27 protein-coding genes are annotated in these 23,122 nt (G+C 70.6%); 15 read left to right on the top strand and 12 right to left on the bottom strand.

The window, feature by feature from the left end; translation table 11 throughout:
• Position 1: 1 nt before the first annotated feature.
• From ACIBI5_RS33655 to ACIBI5_RS33640, 4 genes are all read right to left on the bottom strand, one after another.
• On the bottom strand, positions 2 to 2,152 hold the full coding sequence (locus ACIBI5_RS33655; RefSeq protein ID WP_397252755.1) for a M20/M25/M40 family metallo-hydrolase: 2,151 nt from the start codon (positions 2,150 to 2,152) through the stop codon (positions 2 to 4).
• 73 nt (positions 2,153 to 2,225) lie between these two features.
• Positions 2,226 to 2,531: a thioredoxin gene (trxA, locus tag ACIBI5_RS33650; protein WP_397252754.1), complete on the bottom strand. Its 306-nt coding sequence runs from the start codon at positions 2,529 to 2,531 to the stop codon at positions 2,226 to 2,228.
• Positions 2,528 to 2,893, bottom strand: a complete 366-nt coding sequence (locus tag ACIBI5_RS33645; RefSeq protein ID WP_379611921.1) for a MerR family transcriptional regulator — start codon at positions 2,891 to 2,893, stop codon at positions 2,528 to 2,530. Before ACIBI5_RS33645 ends, trxA begins: the two co-directional genes overlap by 4 nt.
• A gap of 34 nt (positions 2,894 to 2,927) precedes the next feature.
• Positions 2,928 to 3,626, bottom strand: a complete 699-nt coding sequence (locus ACIBI5_RS33640; RefSeq protein ID WP_397107101.1) for a class I SAM-dependent methyltransferase — start codon at positions 3,624 to 3,626, stop codon at positions 2,928 to 2,930.
• A 57-nt stretch (positions 3,627 to 3,683) separates the two neighbouring features.
• On the opposite strand from ACIBI5_RS33640, the gene ACIBI5_RS33635 reads away from it, so the two are divergent.
• The 7 genes from ACIBI5_RS33635 to ACIBI5_RS33605 all read left to right on the top strand — a co-directional run bounded on the left by ACIBI5_RS33635 (position 3,684) and on the right by ACIBI5_RS33605 (position 10,398).
• Positions 3,684 to 4,493 (top strand): sugar phosphate isomerase/epimerase family protein, encoded by an 810-nt coding sequence (locus tag ACIBI5_RS33635; RefSeq protein ID WP_397252753.1) that lies wholly within the window; start codon positions 3,684 to 3,686, stop codon positions 4,491 to 4,493.
• The gene (locus ACIBI5_RS33630) at positions 4,490 to 5,248 is read left to right on the top strand and encodes a class I SAM-dependent methyltransferase (protein ID WP_397252752.1); all 759 of its coding nucleotides are present in this window, start codon (positions 4,490 to 4,492) and stop codon (positions 5,246 to 5,248) included. Before ACIBI5_RS33635 ends, ACIBI5_RS33630 begins: the two co-directional genes overlap by 4 nt.
• Complete coding sequence (locus tag ACIBI5_RS33625) at positions 5,245 to 5,826, top strand: TetR family transcriptional regulator (RefSeq protein ID WP_397252751.1); 582 nt, start codon at positions 5,245 to 5,247, stop codon at positions 5,824 to 5,826. The genes ACIBI5_RS33630 and ACIBI5_RS33625 overlap by 4 nt, the downstream gene beginning before the upstream one ends.
• A 148-nt stretch (positions 5,827 to 5,974) precedes the next feature.
• A complete protein-coding gene (locus tag ACIBI5_RS33620; protein ID WP_397252750.1) occupies positions 5,975 to 8,077 on the top strand; it encodes a (Fe-S)-binding protein in 2,103 nt (700 codons plus the stop codon).
• A 190-nt stretch (positions 8,078 to 8,267) separates the two neighbouring features.
• Positions 8,268 to 9,020 (top strand): hypothetical protein, encoded by a 753-nt coding sequence (locus tag ACIBI5_RS33615; RefSeq protein ID WP_397252749.1) that lies wholly within the window; start codon positions 8,268 to 8,270, stop codon positions 9,018 to 9,020.
• Positions 9,017 to 10,078 (top strand): glycosyltransferase, encoded by a 1,062-nt coding sequence (locus ACIBI5_RS33610; protein ID WP_397252748.1) that lies wholly within the window; start codon positions 9,017 to 9,019, stop codon positions 10,076 to 10,078. The genes ACIBI5_RS33615 and ACIBI5_RS33610 overlap by 4 nt, the downstream gene beginning before the upstream one ends.
• 38 nt (positions 10,079 to 10,116) lie before the next feature.
• Complete coding sequence (locus ACIBI5_RS33605; protein ID WP_184971324.1) at positions 10,117 to 10,398, top strand: metal-sensitive transcriptional regulator; 282 nt, start codon at positions 10,117 to 10,119, stop codon at positions 10,396 to 10,398.
• 75 nt (positions 10,399 to 10,473) lie between these two features.
• Here ACIBI5_RS33605 and ACIBI5_RS33600 read toward each other — a convergent pair whose 3' ends face one another.
• The 3 genes from ACIBI5_RS33600 to ACIBI5_RS33590 all read right to left on the bottom strand — a co-directional run bounded on the left by ACIBI5_RS33600 (position 10,474) and on the right by ACIBI5_RS33590 (position 13,032).
• Positions 10,474 to 10,635, bottom strand: coding sequence for a hypothetical protein (locus ACIBI5_RS33600; RefSeq protein ID WP_379638691.1), 162 nt, complete (start codon positions 10,633 to 10,635; stop codon positions 10,474 to 10,476).
• Between the two features lie 213 nt (positions 10,636 to 10,848).
• A complete protein-coding gene (locus ACIBI5_RS33595) occupies positions 10,849 to 12,441 on the bottom strand; it encodes a hypothetical protein (protein WP_397252747.1) in 1,593 nt (530 codons plus the stop codon).
• A gap of 51 nt (positions 12,442 to 12,492) precedes the next feature.
• Complete coding sequence (locus ACIBI5_RS33590; protein WP_397252746.1) at positions 12,493 to 13,032, bottom strand: gamma carbonic anhydrase family protein; 540 nt, start codon at positions 13,030 to 13,032, stop codon at positions 12,493 to 12,495.
• 134 nt (positions 13,033 to 13,166) lie between these two features.
• On the opposite strand from ACIBI5_RS33590, the gene ACIBI5_RS33585 reads away from it, so the two are divergent.
• Entirely contained in the window at positions 13,167 to 14,243 is a 1,077-nt protein-coding gene (locus ACIBI5_RS33585) for a hypothetical protein (RefSeq protein ID WP_397252745.1), read from the top strand.
• A 21-nt stretch (positions 14,244 to 14,264) separates the two neighbouring features.
• Here ACIBI5_RS33585 and ACIBI5_RS33580 read toward each other — a convergent pair whose 3' ends face one another.
• The 5 genes from ACIBI5_RS33580 to ACIBI5_RS33560 form a co-directional block, all read right to left on the bottom strand.
• Positions 14,265 to 14,834: a hypothetical protein gene (locus ACIBI5_RS33580; protein WP_397252744.1), complete on the bottom strand. Its 570-nt coding sequence runs from the start codon at positions 14,832 to 14,834 to the stop codon at positions 14,265 to 14,267.
• A 172-nt stretch (positions 14,835 to 15,006) separates the two neighbouring features.
• Positions 15,007 to 15,228, bottom strand: a complete 222-nt coding sequence (locus tag ACIBI5_RS33575) for a hypothetical protein (protein WP_184971314.1) — start codon at positions 15,226 to 15,228, stop codon at positions 15,007 to 15,009.
• A gap of 125 nt (positions 15,229 to 15,353) precedes the next feature.
• Positions 15,354 to 16,106, bottom strand: a complete 753-nt coding sequence (locus tag ACIBI5_RS33570; RefSeq protein WP_184971312.1) for a GntR family transcriptional regulator — start codon at positions 16,104 to 16,106, stop codon at positions 15,354 to 15,356.
• A gap of 150 nt (positions 16,107 to 16,256) precedes the next feature.
• Positions 16,257 to 16,799: a VanZ family protein gene (locus tag ACIBI5_RS33565; protein WP_397252743.1), complete on the bottom strand. Its 543-nt coding sequence runs from the start codon at positions 16,797 to 16,799 to the stop codon at positions 16,257 to 16,259.
• Between the two features lie 78 nt (positions 16,800 to 16,877).
• Positions 16,878 to 17,585: a dienelactone hydrolase family protein gene (locus ACIBI5_RS33560; RefSeq protein ID WP_397252742.1), complete on the bottom strand. Its 708-nt coding sequence runs from the start codon at positions 17,583 to 17,585 to the stop codon at positions 16,878 to 16,880.
• 78 nt (positions 17,586 to 17,663) lie between these two features.
• On the opposite strand from ACIBI5_RS33560, the gene ACIBI5_RS33555 reads away from it, so the two are divergent.
• From ACIBI5_RS33555 to ACIBI5_RS33525, 7 genes are read left to right on the top strand one after another with little or no spacing between them, the layout of a single operon-like run.
• The gene (locus tag ACIBI5_RS33555) at positions 17,664 to 18,458 is read left to right on the top strand and encodes a 2-keto-4-pentenoate hydratase (RefSeq protein ID WP_397252741.1); all 795 of its coding nucleotides are present in this window, start codon (positions 17,664 to 17,666) and stop codon (positions 18,456 to 18,458) included.
• A gap of 57 nt (positions 18,459 to 18,515) precedes the next feature.
• On the top strand, positions 18,516 to 18,683 hold the full coding sequence (locus tag ACIBI5_RS33550) for a hypothetical protein (protein WP_397252740.1): 168 nt from the start codon (positions 18,516 to 18,518) through the stop codon (positions 18,681 to 18,683).
• Positions 18,684 to 18,701: 18 nt separating this feature from the next.
• Complete coding sequence (locus ACIBI5_RS33545) at positions 18,702 to 19,826, top strand: ABC transporter substrate-binding protein (protein ID WP_397252739.1); 1,125 nt, start codon at positions 18,702 to 18,704, stop codon at positions 19,824 to 19,826.
• Positions 19,823 to 20,680 (top strand): branched-chain amino acid ABC transporter permease, encoded by an 858-nt coding sequence (locus ACIBI5_RS33540; RefSeq protein ID WP_397252738.1) that lies wholly within the window; start codon positions 19,823 to 19,825, stop codon positions 20,678 to 20,680. Before ACIBI5_RS33545 ends, ACIBI5_RS33540 begins: the two co-directional genes overlap by 4 nt.
• Positions 20,677 to 21,597: a branched-chain amino acid ABC transporter permease gene (locus tag ACIBI5_RS33535; protein WP_397252737.1), complete on the top strand. Its 921-nt coding sequence runs from the start codon at positions 20,677 to 20,679 to the stop codon at positions 21,595 to 21,597. The genes ACIBI5_RS33540 and ACIBI5_RS33535 overlap by 4 nt, the downstream gene beginning before the upstream one ends.
• Positions 21,581 to 22,306: an ABC transporter ATP-binding protein gene (locus ACIBI5_RS33530; RefSeq protein ID WP_397252736.1), complete on the top strand. Its 726-nt coding sequence runs from the start codon at positions 21,581 to 21,583 to the stop codon at positions 22,304 to 22,306. Before ACIBI5_RS33535 ends, ACIBI5_RS33530 begins: the two co-directional genes overlap by 17 nt.
• Positions 22,303 to 22,998 (top strand): ABC transporter ATP-binding protein, encoded by a 696-nt coding sequence (locus ACIBI5_RS33525; RefSeq protein ID WP_397252735.1) that lies wholly within the window; start codon positions 22,303 to 22,305, stop codon positions 22,996 to 22,998. The genes ACIBI5_RS33530 and ACIBI5_RS33525 overlap by 4 nt, the downstream gene beginning before the upstream one ends.
• Positions 22,999 to 23,122: the final 124 nt, after the last annotated feature.

Genomic DNA, 23,122 nt, shown 5'->3' with positions numbered 1-23,122 from the left:
GCTAGCGGGCGGGGGCGACAATCTTCGTCAGGAAGGCGGTCGTGCGCGGCTGGAGCTGCATGCTGCCTTCCGGGACCCGGTATCCGGGGATCACCGACATGTCGTACTCCTGTTGGTAGATGCGGATCTTGGCCTCGCCCGCGCGGAGCGTCAGCGTGACCTCGACGCCCTCGGCGGGCGGCGCGTGGAAGGCGAACCCGGCCCGCTCGCCCAGCTCGCGGCCCGCCACGGTGATCTTCGGCCGCTGTCCCTCGACGTCCAGCCCGACGACCGGCGCGGCCCCGGACGGGGTCAGGCGGAGCGCCATGGTCCTGACCTCGCCGGAGGTCGTGTCCTTCAGCACGGTCAGTCCGGGCGCGCGCAAGGGGGCCGCGGGGGCCCGGCTCGTGGTCAGGTCCTCCTCGCCGAAGAACCGGACGCCGTCGGCGCCGCCGGCACCGGGCCGTCCCCAGCGCGCCTCGCCGGTGCCGGTGTCGATCGCGTAGGAGAGGTGCTCCTGGCGCGGGTGGGCGGCGTCGAAGCGGTCCGCGAACAGTCCCGCCGCGATCAGCGCCGCCGCCGCGACGGGCAGCCCCACCCACACGGTACGGCCCGGCGGCCGCGCCACCACGGGCAGTGCCAGCAGCAGCAGGAGCGCGAAGTGCGGAGCCGACAGCATGCCGCCGATGCCCAGCCCGATGTCCAGCGAGGTCAGCGCGGTGCCGCCGAGCATGACCGCCGCCGGCGCCAGCCCGGCCGTCAGCGCCACGATCCCGCCCCGCGGCAGCTTCAGGGACACCAGCCATCCGAGCGCCGCGAACAACGCCGGCCAGGCGAACACGTGCGACCCTCCGGGCAGCAGCAAGGCCGACACCATCCCGAGCGACGCGACAAGAAGCAGCCCACCGCAGGCCGGCCCGCAGAGCACCGGCCCATCCGACCGGCGGCGGAACAGCGACGCGCACACCAGCACGATCGCCGCCGTGAACACCAGCAGAGCCGCCCAGTACAACCAGGGCCGGTAGGGGTCGCCGGTGAACATCATCGTGTAGTCGGGCCGCAGCGCCCCCAGCAGCGGCCACAGGGCGTATCCCCAGGCCCCGGCCAGGACCACGGTCACCAGAGACATCCCCAGCCCGGCGAGGGCCCCGGGCCATCTCACCAGCCCCCGCCGCCGCATCACGAACACCACGGCCAGAGCCATCACGAGGGCGAGCGCCGCGATCGGGATCTCCAGCCATCCCGGATACCTGACCAGCGCCCCGGGCACGGTGAAGAACACCGACTCGCCCGCGGACTCCAGCGTGCCCAGGTCCTTCGACCCCAGCGCCGCCGCCACGGCCAGCGCGTTGTCGCCCATCTGCTGGAGACTGCCCCGGTCCAGGTGGGCGGGGTCGTCGAGCGGGGTGTGGTAGTACGCGCCGCCGCCGACGAAGGCCGAGTCAAGACCCATCCACCGGGCCTGTTCGAAGACGTGGAAGTCGGTGTTGTTGGGCAGCAGGCCCATCAGGGAGGCGAAGGCGGAGTCCGCGGCGGGGTGCGGGGCGGCGGTGCCGTACACGTCGATGAGGCCACCGGAGGAGCGGAACATCTGCACGGTGCCGCGCACACCGCGGGCCTCGTGGTTGAGCACCACGACGGGGCCGTCGAAGCGGTTCTGGCGCGCGAAGGCCTCGGCGCCGAGCAGTCCTGCCTCCTCGGCGTCGGTGAGCAGGACGACGACGTCGTTGCGGAGGTTCGGCGGCAGGGTGCGGGCGACCTCCAGGACCGCCGCGGTCCCGGCGCCGTCGTCGGCGGCGCCGGGCGCGCCCGGTACGGAGTCGTAGTGGGCGGCCAGGATGATCCGGCCGGTGGAGGCGGTGCCGGGGCGGGTGGCGACGATGTTGCGGACCCGGCCGACGGGCGTGCTGCCCGTGTAGGTCAGGGGCAGCACGCCGACGCCCTCCTGGACGCGGGTGTCGAAGCCGATTTCCTTCAGGCGAGCCACCAGGTGGTCGCGGACGCGGTCGTTCGCGGCCGAGCCGGTCGGGTGCGGCGCCTTCGCGACCACCCGCACGTCCTCGAAGGCGCGGGCCGCGCTGAAGGCCGTGGCGCCGCTCCTGGGCGGCGCCAGGTCGAACATCGTGACCGCCACCAGCACGGCCAGCGCGAGAAGACTGAGAACTCGGCTCATGACCGGCCACGTTAGGACGGTCACTCAGCGGAGCGGATCGCTCGCGATGAGGATCCGAACTACACAAAAGGGACTACGCGAGGCCCAGTTCGCGCTCCAGCAGGCGCTTGGGCTTGGCGCCGATGACCTGCTTGACCGGCTCCCCGTTCGCAAAAAGGATCATGGTCGGAATGCTCATCACTCCGAAGCGGGCCATGATCTCCGGGTTCTCGTCGGTGTTGAGCTTGCCGACCGCCAGGCCGCGCGTGGCCTCGATCTCCTCCAGCACCGGGGCGACCATACGGCAGGGCCCGCACCATTCGGCCCAGAAGTCCACGAGCACCGGCTTGTCGCTCTTCAGTACCTGCTCGTCGAAGTTCTCGGTCGTCAGCGTGATCATTTCTCTCCCTTGAAGACACATCCGGAGCACAGTTGCGCGGCCACCTCGGCACGGCGGGCGAGCAGCGTCCGGATCTCGGAGTCGATCTCCTCCAGCTTGCGCCGGTAGACCTCCACAGAACCGGCGCAGTCGCCGCCGGAGGAGTGGCCGGAGCGCAGGCATTCGACGAACGGACGGGCGTCGTCCAGCGTGAAACCGTTGGTGAGCAGTGTGCGGATCTCGCTGACCAGCCGGACGTCGTCCTCCTGATACTCGCGGTAGCCGTTGGCGGCGCGCCGGGCGCTGATCAGGCCGTGCTGCTCGTAGTAGCGCAGTGACCTGGTGCTCACGCCCGCCCGTCTGGCCAGTTCACCGATCCGCATGCCTCCACGCTAAACGTTGACACCAACGTCAATGTCAATAGGTACGCCACCGCAGCACGTTCGGATAGGCCACTTCCAGGCCCGGAGTCTCCCGGATCGCCTCGGCGGCCACCTCCGGCGTGAACTCGATGCGCAGCACCGCCTCCAGGTCGGCCCGCCGCTCGAAGGACATGCGCAGGTCGAGCGGACGGCGCAGCCAGCCCTGCCGGGTCCAGAAGGTCTCGACGGCCGTGGGGGAGTAGCTGGGCACGGTGCGCTGGAACCAGCGGCCGAAGTCGCCCCGGGTGGCGTCCAGGTCGACGACGAAGGCGGCGCCGCCCCGCCGTACCACGCGGTCGAGTTCGCGCAGGCCCGGCTCGCAGCCGGGACCGAAGAAGTACGCCCAGCGCGCGATCACGACGTCCACGCTCGCGTCGGGCACCGGCAGGCTCTGGGCGGTGGCGCGGTGCACCTCGACGCCGGGCAGGCCCGCGCAGCGCCGCAGGGCCAGCTTGACCAGGTCGCCGTGCGGCTCCACGCCGATCACCCGGGCGGCCTCCGCGGCGAGCGCGGGCAGGTGGTAGCCGGTGCCGCAGCCGATGTCGAGCACGACCGCGCCGTCTCGCGGACGGATCTCCCGCATCGCCGCGTCGGCCGCGCCATCGGGGTCGACGGCGCGGTTCTCCAGCTCGTAGACCTGCGGCGTGTTCCATATGTTGGGACTCGGGATGGCGCCGTGGGCAATGCGTGACATGGGTCAACCGTAGGCGCATGCGCCACGCCGCAGCCTCGCCCCGCTTAGGCTGGCAACGTGGCTGACGTCATCCGCGTGCCCAATGCGAAGATCGCATTGTCCACTGCTTCGGTATATCCGGAACGCACACCCGATGCGTTCGAACTGGCCGCGCGCCTGGGTTACGACGGGGTCGAGATCATGGTCGGCGCCGACCCTGTGAGCCAGGACATCGACGTGATCGAGCGGCTTTCGCAGCACTACGAGGTGCCCGTGCTGGCCATCCACGCGCCCTGCCTGCTGGTCACCCAGCGTGTCTGGGGGCGCGATCCGTGGGCCAAGCTGGTCAGGGCGCAGAAGGCCGCCGAGCGGCTGGGCGCGCAGACCGTCGTGGTGCATCCGCCGTTCCGCTGGCAGCGCGACTACGCTCGCGACTTCGAGACCGGCCTGGCGCGCATGCGCGAGGAGACCGACATCGTCTTCGCGGTGGAGAACATGTTCCCGCTGCGCGCCCGCGGCAACGACGTGGTGCCGTACTCGCCCGACTGGAACCCGGTCGACTACGACTTCCCCCACGTCACGCTCGACCTGTCGCACACCGCGGTCTCCGGCTCCGACGCCATGGAGATGGCGACCAAGCTGGGCGACCGGCTGGCCCATCTCCACCTGGCCGACGGCCTCGGCACCACCAACAAGGACGAGCACCTGGTGCCGGGCCGCGGCAACCAGCCGTGCGCGCCGATGCTGGAGCGCCTGGCGAGGAACGGCTACGACGGCCTGGTCGTGCTGGAGATCAACACCCGCAAGGCGGCCTCGCGGTCCGAGCGGATCGACGACCTCGCCGAGGCGCTCGCCTTCGCCCGGCTGTACCTGGCGGCGCGCACATGATCGAACGTGAACTCGGCAGGGTGTTCGACCGGGTCGCCGAGGCCTACGACGCGGCCCGCCCGCACTACCCCGACGAGGTTTACGGCGCCGTGTCCGAGATCACGGGGATCGAGCTCGCGGGCGCGACGGTCGTGGACGTCGGCGCGGGCACGGGCATCCTGACGCGTGCCCTGCGGGCCCGCGGCGCGCGGGTGCTGGCCGTGGATCCGGGCGCGGAAATGCTCTCCTACCTGGTCTCCCGCCTCTCCGGTACGGCCGGCGTCGCCGCGGTCGTGGCCGACGGCAACGCGTTGCCCGTGGGCGACGCCAGCGCGGACCTGGTCACCTATGCCCAGTCGTGGCACTGGCTCGACCCGGCCGTCTCGATCGCCGAGGCCCGGCGGGCGCTGCGCCCCGGCGGCGCGATCGCCGCCTGCTGGAACTTCGCCGACGCCGGCCAGGCCGAGTGGCTGGCTGCCTACGAGGCGAGGCTGTCGGCCGAGGCGCCGCGCTACTGGGGCCCGGCGCACGAGAAGTGGTCGCCGCCGCCGATCGCCGCCGCCTTCGAGGTGGTCGAGGAGCGCTGGATCCCGTGGAACCGGCTGGTCGGCATCGAGGAGTTCCTGCTCGACCTACGTTCCCACTCCTACATGGCGGCGCTGCCGGCCGAGCTGGCCGACGAGCTGGTGGAGCGGCGCCGCGGCGAGCTCAGACTGGCCTTCCCCGACGGCATGCTGAGCGTGCCGATGCGCGTCTACCTGGCGGTGGGGAGATGACCGTCAAACGGCGCCCCGGCCGCCGGCCGGGGTCCGCGGACACGCGGGGCGAGATCCTCACCGCGGCCAGGACGGTCTTCGCCGAGAAGGGCTTCGACAAGGCGACGGTTCGGGGCATCGCCAGGGAGGCGAAGGTCGATCCCGCGCTGGTGCATCACTATTTCAACACCAAGGAGGGCATGTTCGCCGAGGCCATGCAGCTCCCGATCAATCCGGAGGAAGTGGTGCCGGCGCTCCTGGAGGGGCCGCGTGAGGAGGTGGGCGAGCGGCTGGTCCGCCTGTTGCTCACGCTGACCTCCGAGGAAGAGGCCCGCCAGCCGGTGATCGCGCTGATGCGCTCGGCGATGACCAACGAGGCGGCGCTGGCGATGCTGCGGGAGTTCATCACCAACGCCCTGCTCTTCCGGGTGGCCGACGGGCTGGGCGTGCCGCACCTGCGGATAGAGGCGGCCTTCTCGCAGATGTTCGGGCTGGTGATGGCGCGCTACGTGCTGCAGCTGGAGCCCTTGGCCACCGCCGACGACGAGGAGCTGGTGGCGCTGATAGCGCCGACGATTCAGCGCTATCTCACAGGCTAGAGCATTGTTCTAGAAGGCGGGTTGACCTTAGGGTGGGTCGCGTTGGGCCCGGAATGTTACTCGCGGGTAGGATTCTGGGCAGACCTGGTCATTGCGTGGATGACCGGCAACCGTACGCTGGCAGCCAACGCCGTCTGTGGGAGGACCCGTGCTCTGGGTAGCCGTGCTCGCGCTCGTCATGACCGTGGCGGCGGTGGCCGTCGCGGGCCGCAGGGCCCTGTTCCTGTTCAAGCTCGCGACCGTGGGACCACCGGCCCCCGAACGCATCGAGTACGCCAAGACCCACGTACCCGATGAGCTCAAGGCCCAGATCGTCGAGGTCTTCGGGCAGAAGAAGCTGCTGAAGTGGACGCCGTCCGGCGTGGCGCACTTCTTCGTCATGTGGGCCTTCTTCATCCTGCTGACCGTCTACATCGAGGCGTACGGCGGGATCATCCAGGGAGCTGTCACCGGGCGGCCGAACTTCCACATCCCGCTGATCGGGCAGTGGTCGGCGCTCGGCTTCCTGCAGGACTTCATCGCGGTGGCCTGCGTGCTCGGGCTCATCGCGTTCGCGGTCATCCGGATCAAGAACTCGCCGAAGACGCTGGGCCGCAAGTCCCGCTTCTCCGGTTCGCACCTGGGCGGCGCCTGGCTCGTCCTGTTCATGATCTTCAACATCATCTGGACGTTGTTCCTGGCGCGCGGAGTGGCTTCGGCCAACGGCAACCTGCCCTACACCGGCGGCGCGTTCGTCTCGATCGCGCTGGGCGAGGTCCTGCCCGCCAGCGCGCTGCTGGAGGAGATCGCGCTGCTCCTGCACATCGGCTTCATGCTGGTGTTCCTGGTCATCGTGGTGAACTCCAAGCACCTGCACATCTTCACCGCGCCGCTGAACGTGTTGTTCTCGCGTCGCCCCGACGGCCTGGGCGCCGCCTCCGAGCTGCGGGTGGACGGCAAGCTCGTCGACTTCGAAGACGAGGACCTGGACCCGGAGAAGCTCGGCCGGGGCAAGATCGGCGACACGACCTGGAAGGGCTTCCTCGACTTCTACTCCTGCACCGAGTGCGGACGCTGCCAGTCGCAGTGCCCGGCGTGGAACACCGACAAGCCGCTGTCGCCGAAGATGCTGATCCTCGACCAGCGCGACCACGCCTTCAAGGTCGCCCCGTATCTGCTGCAGGGCGCCGACACCAGCCACGCCGACACCGACGTGCTCGCGCTGCTGGAGAAGCCGCTGGTCGGCGAGGAAGGCATCATCCACCCCGACGTGCTGTGGTCGTGCACCAACTGCGGCGCCTGCGTCGAGCAGTGCCCGGTGGACATCGAGCACATCGACCACATCCTCGACATGCGCCGCTACCAGGTGATGGTGGAGTCGTCGTTCCCGTCCGAGGCGGGGGTGATGGTGAAGAACCTGGAGAACAAGGGCAACCCGTGGGGCATGTCCGAGATGAAGCGGGCCGACTGGATCGAGGAGCTCGACTTCGAGGTCGAGCTGGTCGAGGACAAGATGCCCGAGGACGCCGAATACCTCTTCTGGGTCGGCTGCGCCGGCGCCCTGGAGGACCGGGCCAAGAAGACCACCAAGGCCGTCGCCGAGCTCCTGCACATCGCGGGCGTGAAGTTCGCCGTGCTCGGCCCGATGGAGGCCTGCACCGGTGACCCGGCCCGCCGCCTGGGCATGGAGTACCTGTTCAACATGCTCGCCCAGCAGAACATCGAGACGCTGAACGAGGCCGGGGTCAAGAAGATCGTGGCCACCTGCCCCCACTGCTTCAACACGCTGGCCAACGAGTACCCGCAGCTCGGCGGCACCTTCGAGGTCGTCCACCATACCCAGCTGCTGTCGCACCTGGTCGACACCGGCAAGCTCACGCCGGTCACGCCGATCGAGGAGAAGATCACCTACCACGACCCGTGCTTCCTCGGCCGCCACAACAAGGTCTACTCCCAGCCTCGCGACATCATGTCGAAGGTGCCCGGCGTGCAGACCCAGGAGATGCACCGGCACAAGGACCGCGGCTTCTGCTGCGGCGCCGGCGGCGCCCGCATGTGGATGGAGGAGCGCATCGGCAAGCGCATCAACACCGAGCGCGTGGACGAGGCGCTGACCACCAACCCGGACACGGTCTCGACCGCCTGCCCGTTCTGCATGGTGATGCTCGGCGACGCCATCAACGAGAAGAAGAACAGCGGCGAGGCGAAGGAGTCGCTGGAGGTCGTGGACGTGGCGCAGCTCTTGATCAAGTCGGTCAAGGGTGTGTCCTGACGCGGGAAAGTCGGACTCCTTCACAGCCCTTGTGGAGGAGTTTCGCACGTCAGACCGGTCAAGCGCCGGAAATCCGCCATCCACATAACGGGAAAATCACGGTAACCTCAACGTCGCATGGCTTCATTCGACGGGGAGGGGGCTCGCGATGCGCGTCGTCGTCACAGACGCGGAAGTCACTCTGGCTGACGTGCTCTCCCTGCGACTCGCGATCGACGACCCGCTCGATGAAGGCACCGAACTGGTGCTGCGCCATCGGGGAACGGGCGTCGAGCGCGACGTGGTGCTCGGCAAGCCGGGAAGCAGGTCGCGCGAGGCCACGCTCGCGGTCTCACTCGCGCCGCTCGGCCTCATCGCCGGCAGATGGGACGCCTACCTGCGCCACGACGGCGCCAGGACCAGGCTCAGGAGCGTGGACCCCGGCTTCTCGCTGGACCACCTCGACACCTACGCGCTGTGCAAACGCACCTTCGCCTACCGCTCCTACCGCACGCGCAACGGCTTCCTCGCGCTCAAGATCGACGAGGCGGAGCCCGTGGCCGAGGTGCGCTCGGTGTGGTTCAGGGAGGGCCGGTTCGAGGTGATGGGCCTGCTCGCCTTCACCGGCCTGGATGACGACGACGCCCGCCACGAGGCCAGTCTCGCGCTGCGCCGCAGGCAGTCGGCCGCGCACCTGTCCGCGCGGGCCACCGTCCAGGGCGTGCGATTCCACGCCGCGGTCTCCCTCGTGGACGTCATCGCCGCAGACCCGGAGGCCTCCGGCACCTGGGAGCCGTCGCTGGAGGTCGAGGGACTGCCGGAGCCGCTGCGGCTGGGCTCGCGGCTCGACGACGTGGACGGCAAACGCCGCCGCCTGCACTATCCGGCGACCAAAGTGGACGGCGTGCCCGTCCGGCCCTGCTACACCGCCGACGACGAACTGCGGATCGAGGTGGGCGGGTGAAGGTCAGCCTGATGCTCCCCTCCGCGTACGGCATGCGCGGCGACATCCGGTCCACCCTCAACCTCGCCAGCGCCCTCGCGGAGCGGCACGAGGTCGAGGTGATCAGCATCAGGCGGCAGAAGGAGAAGCCCTTCTTCCCGGTCGGCTCCAAGGTCAGGCTCCGCTCGGTGGTGGACGTCCGGCCGGGCGTCAGGCACCTGTTTCCCAGCGGGCAGATGCGCACGGAGGTGGCGCTGTGGCGGACGTTGCGCGGGCTGAAGAGTGATGTTCTGATCACGACGAGGCCAGCATTGTCTGTCCAGGCCGCCAGGTACGGCCCGCGCGAGATCCTCCGCATCGCCCGCGAATGGGGCCGGCCCTCGGTGCCCGCCCCGGTGCGCAAGTTCTACCCCCGGCTCGACGCGGTCGTCACGGCCACCGAGTCGGCGCGGGAGGAGTGGACGCGGCTGGTCGAGGGCGGGCCGGAGGTGCTGGCCGTACCGGACGCGCTGCCCCGGGGGCCGTGGCCGCGCTCGCGGATGGACAACCGGATCGTGGCGGCGGGCGGGAGGTGGGTGCCGGCCAAGGCGTACGACCGGTTGATCAGGGCGTTCGCGATGGTGGCCGACAAGCGTCCCGACTGGCGGCTGCGGCTCTATGGCGGCGGGCCGGAGGAGCGGCGGCTGCGCGCGCTGGTGCGCGAACTGGATCTGCACAATCACGTGTACTTCATGGGCACCACGCCCGATCTGGCCGGCGAGTTCGCCAAGGCCTCGATCGTGGCGACGACCTCGCGTACCGAGGACCTGGGGATGACCGTGCTGGAGGCGATGGGCTGCGGGGTGCCCGTGGTGGCCTTCGACGGGGCCAGGGGGCCGAGCGAGTTCGTGGCGACCGGCTACAACGGGGTGCTCGTGCCCGAGGGCGAGGAGCGGCTGTTCGCCGCGGCGCTGCTGGCGCTCATCGACGACGAACGGCGGCGCCGTTCGCTGGCCGCGGGGGCGCTGGAGACGACCGCCCGCCACTCGGCCGACGGCGTGGGCGAGCAGTGGGAGAAGCTGATCAGCGAACTTCGCTGAACGCGGCCCGCGATACCGCTTACGGGTACCGTAGGACCATGCATGGGTACAGCGGAGACAAGCAGGCCTATCTCACGCGGCTGCGCCGGGTCGAGGGCCAGATCAGAGGCCTCCAGCGCATGGTGGAGGACGACGCCTACTGCATCGACATCCTCACACAGGTCTCCGCCGCCACGCGGGCGCTTCAGGCCGTGGCTCTCGGGCTGCTGGAGGAGCACATCTCGCACTGCGTGGCCGACGCGATCAACACGGGGGGACCGGAGGCGGACGCGAAGGTGAAGGAGGCGTCCGCGGCCATCGCGCGTCTGGTTCGCTCCTAGTCGAAGTGACTAGTCCTGTCACCGCGGTCCCGGACCCCTGGGGAGTCCGGGACTAGGTCTTTGTACTGGCCCATTTCAGTGACTCGCTGAAGTCCGCAATCCGAGCGCGTCGTCGAGCTCGGCCAAGGTGAGTCGCCGGTCGCTGATTGCCACGGCGGTCAGCACCTCGGCGTAGAGTGCAATCTCGTCCAACGCGACACGATCGTGGACCCGATAGTCCAGGTCATCGTGCCCCACCGCGTCGTCCTTCCTTCCGCAGCCCACACCCTCTACGAGGTTACGGCCCGGGGCCCTTCAGGCGACATGGCCCATCGGGGTCATTCCTTTCTGTACCGCCGGGCCCCATCAGGATCATTTCCCGTTTCCGAGATCACAATTCAGCCAATGCCCGGTTGTTCAGGAGAAGGAACGATATAGGGGGAGTAAGAGAGAAATTACGGTATTAGTGGTTTACGGGTGGATGTCGTCGCGCTCGTGCACGAGCCTGCGGACGATCGCCCGCGCCCCGGCCAGACCTTCCTCCGGCATCCGCGCCCCCGTCAGCCTGCACCACGTCAGCCCGGTCGCGTACGCCGCGCCCAGCACCGCCGCCGCCGAACCCCTGTCCGGCGGGGCGACCACCACCCCGCGCGCCGTCGCCGGCGAGGTCGCGCGCTCCGGCCAGCCGCCCGTCGCGCCCGTCCACAGAAACGCCGGTACGGCGAAGCCGTCGGGCTCGGTGTGCTCCCCGTACTCGGCGACATGCGCGGTGAGCTCGGCGTAGGCATGGCGGACCCGGTGGTCCAGCCAGTCGTGCAGCCGATCGCCCGCCCCCGGCAGGTCGGTCAGGAAGGACGCCGCCGCCCTCGGCGCGTCTGAGGTGAACGCCAGGGACTCCACAAGGTCGTAGACCGTGTGGCGGAAGGCGGTGCCGGGGTCGGTGTCGGGCAGGATCCACCTGGCCAGGTCGGCGGGTACGCGGGCCAGCCACGCCCGCCGTACCGTGTCGTCGCCCCTGAGAGCCGCGGCGTGGTCGAGTGCGGGCTGGTGGAGCAAAGGCTTGAGCATGGCCAGCAGCGCGTGGGCACGGGGGGCGAAGCGCGGGTCGTCGGCCAGGATCTGCGCGGTGTCGGCCATGAGGGCCACCAGCCGCAGCCCGGCCTTCTCCGGAGTGTCCTTCCCGCTCCGCGCGCCGCCGGACGGTCCTGAGCCGCCGCCGTGGGAGTGCTCGGTCGTGCCGTACGCGGAGTGGCCCGTCGTGTGGGGACCGGACACCGAATGGCCGGACACCGCATGGCCGGACGTCGAGTGGCCGGGAGCCGGGTGGCCGGGGCCTGTGGAACTGGGGGGCTCGTCCGGGCGGGTGTGCCAGGGGTAGGGGGCGGACAACTGCGCGGGGTCGGACCGGCCGGTGGCGCGTACGCGCTCCGCGTACAGCGTGACCAGGGCCTCCAGGGAGGGGCGGGTGAGCCAGCGGACCCACTCGTCGCCGGGCAGGGGCCGCCGCAGGTACTCGCCGAAGATGGTGAGCAGGCGCTCGTTGCCGTCGAACGCGGGCGCGTACGCGCACCACATGATCGTGCCCCAGACGGCGGCGACCGTGCTCGGGACGTCGGCGGCGAAGACGTCCCTGAAGGAGGTCAGCGGGTAGTCGAGCTCCGACTTGCGGCCCGCACGACGCAGCAGGACCCGGATCTCCTCGGTGAGGCCCGGGTGCACGTCGGGGCCGATGAAGGCCTGGGTGGACCCGTCCGGGCCGATGAAGTCGGCCCCCGTGGGCAGCAGGCCGGGGTTCAGGACGGGCGAGCCGTGGCGGCCGGTGCGGACGGGCAGGCCGCGCGGCGGGGCGGCCAGGTGCCAGCGGCCGTCGCCGGGGTCGTGGAGGTACCAGCGGGCGTGGGCGCCGAAGAGCCAGCGGCCGCCGTCAGGGGTGACGACCGTCGTGGTCGCCAGCGCCTCGGCCCTGAGGTGATCGGGGAGCCCGGCCCAGCGCGGGTTCGCCACGAGCGCGCGCACGTCCGCTTCGACGGCCGAGAAGGGGTCCAAGGGGTGCACGGCGGCCATCGTACTTCGCCGGTCCGCCACGGTCGGCGGCAATAGGGGGCAGAATGTCCGTTATGACGATCGGAGGGGGGACGCCGAACGGTGTCTGATCGCCTTGGCCATATAGGAATCCGGGGTACGCGCGAACGTGGCCCTGTCGTCGTCGGTGAGCTCGCGCACGACCTTGCCGGGGACGCCTGCCACGAGCACGCCCGGCGGGATCGTCTTGCCGGGGCCGACCAGCGCGCCCGCCGCCACGAGGGTGCCCGCGCCGACACGGGCGCCGCCGAGCACGATGGCGCCGATGCCGATCAGGGCGCCGGTCTCGACGTACGCCCCGTGGACCATCGCCTTGTGGCCCAGGCTGACCCGCGGCTCCAGGATCGCCGGCTCTCCCGGATCGGAGTGCAGGCAGCAGAGGTCCTGGACGTTGCACTCCTCCCCGATCTCGATCCGCTCGTCGTCTCCACGCAGGACGGAGCCGTACCAGATGGACGCCGCGCGGCCCACGCTGACGCGGCCCACGACGACGGCCCCTGGCGCTATGTACGCCTCGGGATGAATGTCCGGAACTGCCCCGTTGTCCAACGCTGCTATGTACACCCGGGACATCGTAATTCCTGCCCCAGGTGTGGCGTTCCGGTTGCGGACGTGGGCAGATGGCAGGAAAGTCGATTCCTGACGTCTCGTCGTCAGACACTCACAAATTGCAGTCCCCCGCCTCACGCAGACCATAGGTAACCCCCATGAAAAACCAGCACGAGAGCATCCCCGATCTGATGCAAGAGGACACCTTCGAGGTCGTGATGCGCGGCTACAACCGCCGTCAGGTCCACGACTACATGATGAGAACCCGCAATCAAATCCGAGATCTCGAAGAGCGGCTGGCACGGGCGATCGACCAGGCGGAGCAGGGTCGCATCGAACTGGCCGAGGCCAGGCGGCGCATGGTCGAGGCGCCGCAGAGCTACGAGGACCTGAGCCCGCGCCTGGCGCAGATCCTCAAGCTGGGCGAGGAGGAGGCGGCGGCCAAGAAGGAGGACGCCGCCAGCGAGGCCGCCAGCGTGCGGGAGAGCGCCAGGTCGGAGTCCGACCGCATGGTCACCTCCGCCCGTGAGACCGCCGACAACATCCTGACCTCGGCCCAGGCCGAGGCCGAGCGCCGCGTGGGCGAGGCCACCTCGGCCGCCGAGCGCATGCTGGCCCAGGCCGGCTCTGACGCGGAGGAGACCCTGACCACCGCGCGGGCCGAGGCCGAAGAGGCCCTGCGCGAGGCCAGGTCGGAGGCCGACCGTGCGGTCACCGCTGCCACGACGGAGTCCGAGCGCCTGGTCGAAGGGGCGCAGGCCGAGGCCGAGCGGACCACGAACGCGGCCAGGGCCGAGGCGGAGCAGACGCTCGACTCGGCGCGCGGAGAGGCCGAGTCGACGCTGACGGCCGCGCAGCAGCGGGCCGCCTCGCTGGACGAGCACGCCGGGCGCCGGGTCAGTTACCTCACCGACACCCATGGCGAGGTGGTACGCCGCCTGACCGAGATCAGCGCGGTGCTGGGCGACCTGATGCGCAGCGAGTCGGCCGCCGGGCCGCTGCTGGAGGGGCCGCCGGCCGTTCCCGCCGACGAGGCGCTCACGCTTCCCGCCCAGGAGACGCCCGCGGCTCAGGACGTGGTCACGTTTCCGGCTCAGGAGGAGCCCGCCGTACCCTCGCAGGAGGACGTGCGGGTGATCGTGGCCGACTCGATCGAGGAGCCCCAGCCCCAGCCCCAGCGGGCGAGTGACGACACGGACGTCAACATCGGCGGGTTGACCGACGTGCGCAAGTGACCGGCGGTGTCGCGGGCCCCGCTACGGCGGGGCCTGCGTCATGTCCAGGTACGCCCGTCCGCGCGGCGAGACGCGATAGCCGGTTTCGAGGCTGATGGTGAGGCCGAGGTTCTTGAGCTTGCGGACATTGATCTTGAATTCGCGCAGCTCCTGGCCGATCTCGGGAGCGAGGTCGCCGGCCCGCACTCCGGGGCGCTCGGCGATCAGGCGGAGCGTGGGCAGAGCCCAGGGGCCGAAGCGGGCCATACGGGTACGAAGGCCGGCGAGATCGTCGGGGGAGAGCTCGGCGGAGTCGGCGAGCGCGTCGCGGGGGTCGCTCGCGTCGGCGAGGTGGAATGCGATGCGGTGGATCGGGTCGTCACCGCGGGCGTCGAGGTCGCGGCGGAGCGTCGCGGCGTCGGGGAAGCCCGCGGCGCGGGCGTCGGCGTCGGTGATGGCGGTGACCACCTCGACCGAGGAGACGCCGGCGATGCGGCCGTCGCCCATGCGGTAGCGGCCGCCGGGCTTGACCTGGCTGCGTTTCCAGCGCCGGAAGGCGAGGGTGATGGTGCCGTCGGCGATGCCTTCGCGCAGGCGCTGTTCGAAGAGCATGGGTCCGACGCTACTCCGTGGGCGGAAGCCTCCGCCCCCGATAGGGTCGGAGGCTTCCGCGACCTTGGCCCCGTTCTTTGGTGGCCCGGTGCCGGAGCCGCCGAGACGCTGGACCCGGCACCGGGCTGCTCATGTCGCCTGAACCGGCTGAACCGTGAGAACGGTCCAGCCGTCAGGCGGGCGGCGGGGTTCCCGCTCGCCTCTGCTGGTCCCGGAGCTGGTCGCGCAGACCGTCCGGGTCGTCGGCGTCGATCGTCATCGCGCACCCGGCATCACGCTGCTCGGCGCTGAGCGGGTGATGCCGAGTGGCCCACCAGCGTCCCGCGTCGCTCCGCCAGATGGTCCAGTGCGGAAACTCCCGGGCGATCTCCGCGAGGTGCCGGTCAAAGGACATGACCACCCTTCCCGGGACCCGCTGCTAGGCGATGATTCCTTCCCTTCCGACGATGGGGTACCTCTCTAGAGAAGGCAAGATCCGCGAGAGACAGGTCAACCTATCGCTTGACATTTCGGCTTGACCTAAGCATCGAAATCGTACTGAAGTACATAGGCTGCGGAGTCCAAAACCATCTCGTTCAGCTCGACCGGAAGTCCGCCGGAGGTGTAGGCGGTCCGGCAGACCTCGATGACGGGGGTGCCGCCGGGCAGGCCCAGGAGCCCGGCCTCGCGCGGGCGGGGCATCCTGGCGCGTACCTCCTCGGTGAAGTGGGCCGGGGGCAGCCCGAGGTCGCCCAGGCGGGCGTAGACGCCGCCGGGGCCGGTGTCGGCCACCGTGATCGCCGAGCCCTCGACCAGCGCGGCGGGGAAGTAGGAGGTGGCGAGCTGGACGGGGCGGCTGTCGACCGAATAGCGCCGCCGCCGTACCCAGACCTCACCGCTCTCCAGCACCGCTGAGACGTCTTCCGTGGCGTTCTCCCTGGCCACCTCCACCTCGTCGACAGTGAACGGACGGCCGCGCGTGTCGGCGTCCCAGATCGCCCGCCCCTGCCCCCACTGCTCGCGGGACAGGCGGCGGGAGCCGTGTCGTCGGATCGGTTTGAACAAGCGCACGTAGACCCCCGAACCTCGCTTGGGTACCGCCAGCCCTTCGTTGATGAGTACGGCAAGCGCCTGCCGAGCGGTGGCGCGTGCCACGTCGTGCTCTGCCATGAGCGCGTTCTCGCCCGGTAGCCGATCCCCGTCGCGCAATTCGCCGGCCATGATCCGCGCGCGGAGGCCGTCGGCGATCCGTCGATAGATGGGGGGCTCGTGGGGTACCGGGGATTCAGACACGTTTGACCACCCTCTGTCACCAACCGGGTTTGGCGTCTCCAGAGAACTTGCCCCGTCTTGTCCACGATCGCACAGATACGCAGGTTGGTCGCGTGCTTCTTTTGAGTGGATCGTGCCTGTGTGGTGATCTTCGGGGGTTTTCGCGGGCCGTTACCTTGGAACGGTCCTGCCCGGTATTGCGGGGGCCCACCAGCGGCGAGTAATCACGGCAGCCAGTACGGCCCCGGCCGTGTTGACCAAGACGTCGTCGGTGGCTGAGTCGCGGCCCAGTCGCAGGCCGTACTGGAGGGACTCGACGGTCATGGAGGCCAGTGCCGCGATGAGGGCGATGCGCGCCAGAGAGGTGAAGCGCGCCGAGCGGACCGGGAGTAGTCCCCCCAGGGCGGCGAATACCAGTAGATTCCCGCCAACCTGCACGAATGCCGTCTCCCACGGCCCGGAGGCGAGGTCGATCAAGACCTGGAAGGGGGCGAGTTCGACCGTGTTCCGGCGGCTGGAGGGGGTGAGGATCATCCAGATCCAGGGCGCGGTGCCGATGACGATCCCGACGTCGGCGACCGCGCTGCGGAGGGGCGCGGGATGCCCGCGGCGAGCGCGGCCGCGGGTGAGATGGAAGATCGCCAACGCCGCCGCCGGAACGGTCAGAAGCGTCGCGATGATGACATTTCCCCACATGGTGAAGATCTCTGTCACGGCTTCATCGTGGGGTACGGGGAAGTGGCGTACCAGACAGGGTGTGTGGGGGCCGTGTGCAGCTTCTGTGCACGCCTATTACGGTCGGACCGGAATGTGGTTCCCGAGAAAGTCGACGGCCACCCGCCAGAGGTCAGCCGCGGCCTCCTCGTGGTAGAAATCCGGGGCCTCATGGTTGTGGAATGCGTGTCCGGCCCGCTCGTCCACGTGCACCCGGACGTTGGGGCGGCCCGCCGCCGCCCGCTCCACCTCGGCCACCCGTTCGCGGGGGATGTAGGGGTCCTGGCCACCGAAGGCCAGCAGCAGAGGAGCGTCGATGCGCTCCATGAGGGCGAGGGTGTCGGGCACCTGCGAGCCGTAGAACGACAGCACCGCGTCCATGGGCTCGTCGGCGGCCAGCGCGAAGTTCAGCGAACCGCCCAGGCAGATGCCGAGCGAGCCGACGCCGCCCGTGACCTCGGGCAGCGCGCGCAGGTGCGCCAGCGTCGTGCCGCTGTCGGCCACGCCCTGGGCGCCGTCGAACCGGCTCGCGACCTCGATCGAGGCCTGGAGCCCCGCCATGTCGTGGGCGCCCTGCCAGTTGCGCCGCACCCGCCAGAACAAGTCGGGGGCGGCCACGACGTAGCCGAGCGCGGCCAGGTCCTCGGCGACCTTCCTGATGTACGGCCCGACGCCCCAGACCTCCTGCAGCAACAGGATGCCCGGCCCACGGCCGGAGTCCGGCAGCCAGACGTGGACGTCGAAGGAGCCGTCATGGGCCTTCACCTGATCGATACGAGTCCGCATAACAGGCAGCGTAATTGGCATAGATCGCCCGCAGGGGAGACGATGACGAGAGCCCACCATCAGGCTGGAGTGATTCAGATGCACGATGAATGGTCGGAAGCGGTGGACGTGCGCACCCAGGCGGCCGACCGGCTGCTGGACGCGGCCACGTCGGGCAAGCCGTGCCCGCCGGTCCGCGACCTGGTCGGGTCGGTACGGGACGGCTACGCCGTACAGGAGATCAACACGCGGCGCGCGCTCCAGGAGGGGCGCAGGCTCGTCGGCCGCAAGGTCGGCATGACCAACGCGGAGGTCCGCGGCAGGTTCGGCATCGGTGAGCCGGACTTCGGGATGTTGTTCCAGGACCGCTGCCATCTCGACGGGCAGCCGATGCCGATCGGGGACTTCCTGCAGCCGAGGGTCGAGGGCGAGGTGGCGTTCGTGCTGAAGGAGGATCTGGAGGGCGGGCCGTTCACCACCGCCGAGGTGATCAGGGCGGTGGACTTCGCGCTCGCCGCCATCGAGGTGGCCGACTCCCGGATCGAGGGCTGGGACATCACCCCGGCCGACACGATCGCCGACAACGCCTCAAGCGGCGCCTTCCTCCTGGGCGGCGACCCCCGGGATCTGCGCGGGCTCGACCTGCGCACGGCGGCCATGACGATGACGCGCAACGGTGAGCAGGTGTCGTCGGGGTCGGGGGCGCAGGTCATGGAGCACCCGCTCAACGCGCTGGTCTGGCTGGCGGGCGCGACGGGACGCTCGGCGTTCCCGCTGCGCGCGGGCGACGTGGTGCTGACCGGGACGCTGGGGCCGTTCGTGGAGGCCGTCAGCGGGGACGTCTTCGAGGTGCGGATCGACGGGCTCGGCTCCGTGCGCGCCGTGTTCGGGTAGGGAGGAGCGGGAGACTTCCGGTGGTACTGCCGGGAGTGCGGGGCCCAGGCGCACGAGGTGGAACTCCAGGTACGCGACGTCGTCAAGGACCTGCCGCCGGTTTTCGCCGCCTTCTACGCCGACCAGGCGGCGCGGACCTGCCGCGACTGCGGAGCGCTGCATCCGGGCAAGGGATGGCGCTCTTCCCTTCTGCCGCCGCACGCGCGAGGATCTCGGAAACGCTAGCGGCAGCGGGAGCCTCCGATGAGATTTGCCTTGCTCGCTCTGGCCGTCGCGCTGGCCGCAGGGTGCGGTGGCGCGGCCACTCAGCAGGCGGCCGACGACTCCGTGGTGAAGGTCGGCGCGATCATCTCGCAGACCGGCGTGTACGCGGCGCTCGGTGACGACATGGAGGCCGCCATGCGCCTCTACCTGGACGAGCACGGCGGCGAACTCGGAGGGAAGACGGCCAGGCTGGTGGTCGCCGACGACGCCGGCACCCCGGAGACCGGCCAGCAGAAGGCCAGGCAGCTCACCCTGCAGGACCAGGTGAACGTGATCACCGGGCTGATCGCCTCCCCGGTCGCGGTGGCCGTGGCCAAGGAGGCCGCCGCCCAGAAGACGCCCGTGGTCATCGCCAACGCCGGCGCCGACGCGCTGGGCGGCCCCGGCGTCTTCCGCGTCTCCTACACCAACTACATGCACGGGTACGCGGCCGGCCGCTACGCCGCCGAGTCGTACGGCAAGGACGGCGCGGTGCTCATGGGCGCCGACTACTCCGCCGGCACCGAGACGCTGAAGGGCTTCGCCGAGGGCTACGCCAAGGGCGGCGGCGCCAAGCCGCTGAAGCAGATCCTCACCCCGTTCGGCAAGACCCAGAACTTCCAGCCGTACCTCAGCCAGATCCCCGCCGAGGCGAAGTTCCTCTACGTCTTCTACGCCGGCGGCGAGGCCATCACGTTCGCCAAGAACTTCAAGCAGTTCGGCTACGACACCAAGCTCAAGCTCCTGACCTGCCAGAACATCACCGACGAAGACGTACTGCAAGCGATCGGAGCCGACGCGGAAGGCATCACCAGCGTCGGCCTGTACTCGCCCGCCCTCGACAACCCGGACAACCAGGCCTTCACCGCCAAGTGGAAGGCGAAGACCGGCAAGAACCCGTCGGTGGTCGCGCTGCAGAGCTGGGACGCCATGAGCCTCATCGACCGGGCCGCAGGGCGGGGCGGCGACCTCGCCCAGGCACTGGGCCAGGTGGGGGAGATCGCCAGCCCGCGCGGCCCGTTCACGCTGGACGCCAAGCACAACCCCGTCCAGAACTGGTACGTCCGCGAGTACTCCGGCGGCGTGAACAAGGTGATCGCCACCATCGCGCCGGAGGCCTCGTGAGCCTGCTCGTCAACGCGTTCGACGGGCTGGCGTTCGGGGCGCTGCTGTTCGTGCTCGCGGTCGGGCTGACGCTGATCTACGGCATGCTCGACGTGCTCAACCTGGCCCATGGCGCGCTCTACATGGCCGGCGGCTACGTCGCCTTCCTGCTGCTCGGCGGGGTCTCGGTCTCGCTGGGCGTATGGGCGGGGGCCGCGCTGCTGGTTGCCGCGCTCGGCGTGGCGCTGGGCGGCGTCCTGTCGGCGGCGATCCTGCCGCTGCGCGGGCGCGGCCATCTGGACCAGGCCCTGCTCACGCTGGGGCTGGCGATCCTGCTGTCGGAGTTTCTGCTCGGCGTGGTGGACCGGGGGTTCCATACCCTTCCGCCGCCCGGCGGGCTGGACGGGAGCGTCCTCGGCAGCTATCCGGTCTACAGGGTGGCGGTGATCGGGGCCGGTCTGGTCATCGGCGGGATCGTGTACTGGGTCTTCGAGCGGACCAGGGCGGGGGCGCTGGTCAGGGCCGCGGTGGACGATCCCGGGATGCTCGCGGCGATCGGCGTGGACGTCGCGCGGGTCCGATTATCGGTCATGCTGGCCGGCTGCGGGCTGGCCACGTTCGCCGGGGTGCTGGGGCTGCCGCTGCTCAACCTGCGGGCCGGGCTGGACAGCGAGGTGCTCGTGCTGGCGCTGATCGTCATCGTGATCGGCGGTCTCGCCTCCGTCCGCGGGGCGGTGGTGGGAGCCCTGCTGGTCGGGCAGGTGCAGACCGTCGGGGTGGCGCTGGTGCCGGAACTGGCGGCGTACCTGCTGTTCGCGGTCATGGCGGCGGTGCTCCTGTGGAACCCGTCCGGGATGTTCGGGCGGGCCAGGTGAAGGCGATCCTGGCCGCCGCCGTGCTGGCCGCGATGCCGTTCGTCCTGGGGGCCTACCAGCTCAGCCTGCTCACCGGCGGGCTGGCCTACGGGCTGATGGCCGCGAGCCTCGCCCTCCTCGTCGGACACGCGGGGCTGCCGTCGCTGGGGCACGCGGCCTTCCTGGGAGTGGGCGCCTATGCCGCGGGGCTGACGGCCAAGCATCTCAGCGAGTCGGCGGTGGTGCAGCTGAGCGCGGCGGTGCTGGCGGGGGTGGTGTTCGCGCTGGTCACCGGGTGGTTCGCGGTGCGTACTCGGGGGTTCTTCTTCCTGATGTTCACGCTGGCGATCGGGGAGATCGCGGTCCAGGCGGCCACGCGGGCCGGCCGGGTCACGGGCGGGGACAACGGCCTGGCCGGCATTCCGGTCAGCACGTTGTTCGGGCTGGAGACGGCCATGCCGTACGTCGTGGTCTTCTACTGGTGGGCGCTGGCGGTGGTCGCGGCCGGGTTCGCGGTGCTGGCGGTGGTGCGGCGCGGGCCGCTCGGCGCGGCCATCGCGGGCACGCGCGAGAACGAGGCGCGGATGGCCGCGTTCGGTTACTCCGTTCCGGGGGTACGGCTGGCCGCCGTCACCGTGGCCGGAGCGGTGTGCGCGGCGGGCGGCGCGCTGGTGGCGCAGAAGGACACCTTCGTCGCCCCGACCCACCTGGGCGTGGGCGTCTCGGTGCTGCTGCTGGTCATGGTGCTGCTCGGCGGGCGCGACTCGCTGGCCGGGCCGGCGCTGGCCGCGGCCGGCCTGATCGCGCTGCGCGAGGCCACGTCAGGCGCGCTGGGCGACAAATGGCTGCTGGTCGAGGGGGCGTTGTTCGTGCTGTGTGTCTACCTGCTGCCCGAGGGGCTCGCCGGGCTGTGGAGGAAACGTGCTCGTGCTGCGTGAGCTGACCGTCCGCTTCGGCGCGCTGGCCGCCGTGGACCGGGTCTCCCTGTCCGTCGAGGAGGGTGAACGGCGGGCGCTCATCGGGCCCAACGGCGCGGGGAAGTCGACGGTGTTCGCGGCGGTCGCCGGGGCGCTGCGGCCGTCGGCGGGGCGGATCGAGTTCGCCGGGCGGGATGTGACCAAGCTCTCCGAGTCGCGCCGGGCCAGGCTCGGGATCGGGCGGACCTTTCAGCACAGCAGCCTGTTCACCGGGCTGACGTGCCTGGAGAACGTGTCGCTCGCCGTACGGGCGAGGCAGGGGCTGAGGCTGCGGGCGTGGCTGCCGCGCGGGCGGCGCGCGGAGATCGAACGGGAGGCGGCCGGGCACCTGGCGGCGATGGGCGTCGAGCCGGGCGGTCCGGCCGGCGCGCTCTCGCACGGGCAGGGGCGGCGGCTGGAGCTGGCGATGGCGCTGGCGGCGCGGCCCAGGCTGCTGCTGCTCGACGAGCCGGCGGCGGGCATGTCGGCGGCCGAGAGCGCTGAGCTGGCCTCGCTGGTGCGAACGTTGCCCCCGGAGCTGACCGTGATGATCGTGGAGCACGACCTCGACCTGGTCTTCGCCGTCGCCTCACGGGTGACCGCGCTGGCGGCGGGCCAGGTGATCGCCGACGGCACGCCCGCGCGGGTTCGGGCCTCGCGCGAGGTCCAGAAGGCCTATTTGGGGACATGATGCTGACCGTCCAGGACCTCACCGCCGGATACGGCACCGCCCAGGTGCTGCACGGCGCCGATCTCACCCTCGGCGAGGGCCGGGCCGTGGCCGTGCTCGGGCGCAACGGGGCAGGCAAGACCACGTTCGTGCACGCGCTGATGGGTTTGGTCAGGCCATGGGCCGGGTCGATCAGCCTGGCCGGGCGCGAACTGTCCGGCCTCGACACGCGGCGCATCGCCCGCTCGGGCGTGCGGATCGTCCCGCAGGGGCGCCGGGTGTTCCGCTCGCTCACGGTCGAGGAGACGCTGGCCATCTCCCGCGTTCCTGGCGACTGGACGGCCGAACGCGTTTACCAGATCTTCCCCGCCCTGGCCGCGCGGCGCCGCCACCGCGGCGACCAGCTCTCCGGGGGCGAGCAGGAGATGCTGGCCATCGGGCGCGCGCTGCTCGGCAACCCGCGGCTGCTGCTGCTCGACGAGCCGTCGGAGGGCCTGGCGCCCCGGCTGGTCGAGGAGCTCGGCGTCGTGCTGGCGGGGCTGCGTGAGACGGGGATCTCGGTGGTGCTGGTCGAACAGAACCTCCGGCTGGCGCTGGAGGTCGCCGACGAGGTCAGATGCATGGTGAAGGGCCGGTTCGTATACGCGGCGGCGGCCGGGGAGTTCGCCGGTGACGACGCGGCGATCGCCGCGTACCTGGGAGTGGGGTCGTGAGGACGGACCTGTACGGGGGGCGGGTCGTGAGGACGGATCACGTCGCCTAAGATTAGGTCTGCCCACAAGGCATATTTGTGTTCACCCGCGTTCTCGTGCGGCCTGCGCACCAGCGGGTTGGCGG

This window comes from Nonomuraea sp. NPDC050540, assembly GCF_044457485.1.
In the GTDB taxonomy this organism is placed as follows: Bacteria; Actinomycetota; Actinomycetes; order Streptosporangiales; family Streptosporangiaceae; genus Nonomuraea.
Note: the sequence above shows the minus strand (reverse complement) of the source record. Positions and strands in the feature narration are given on the sequence as shown.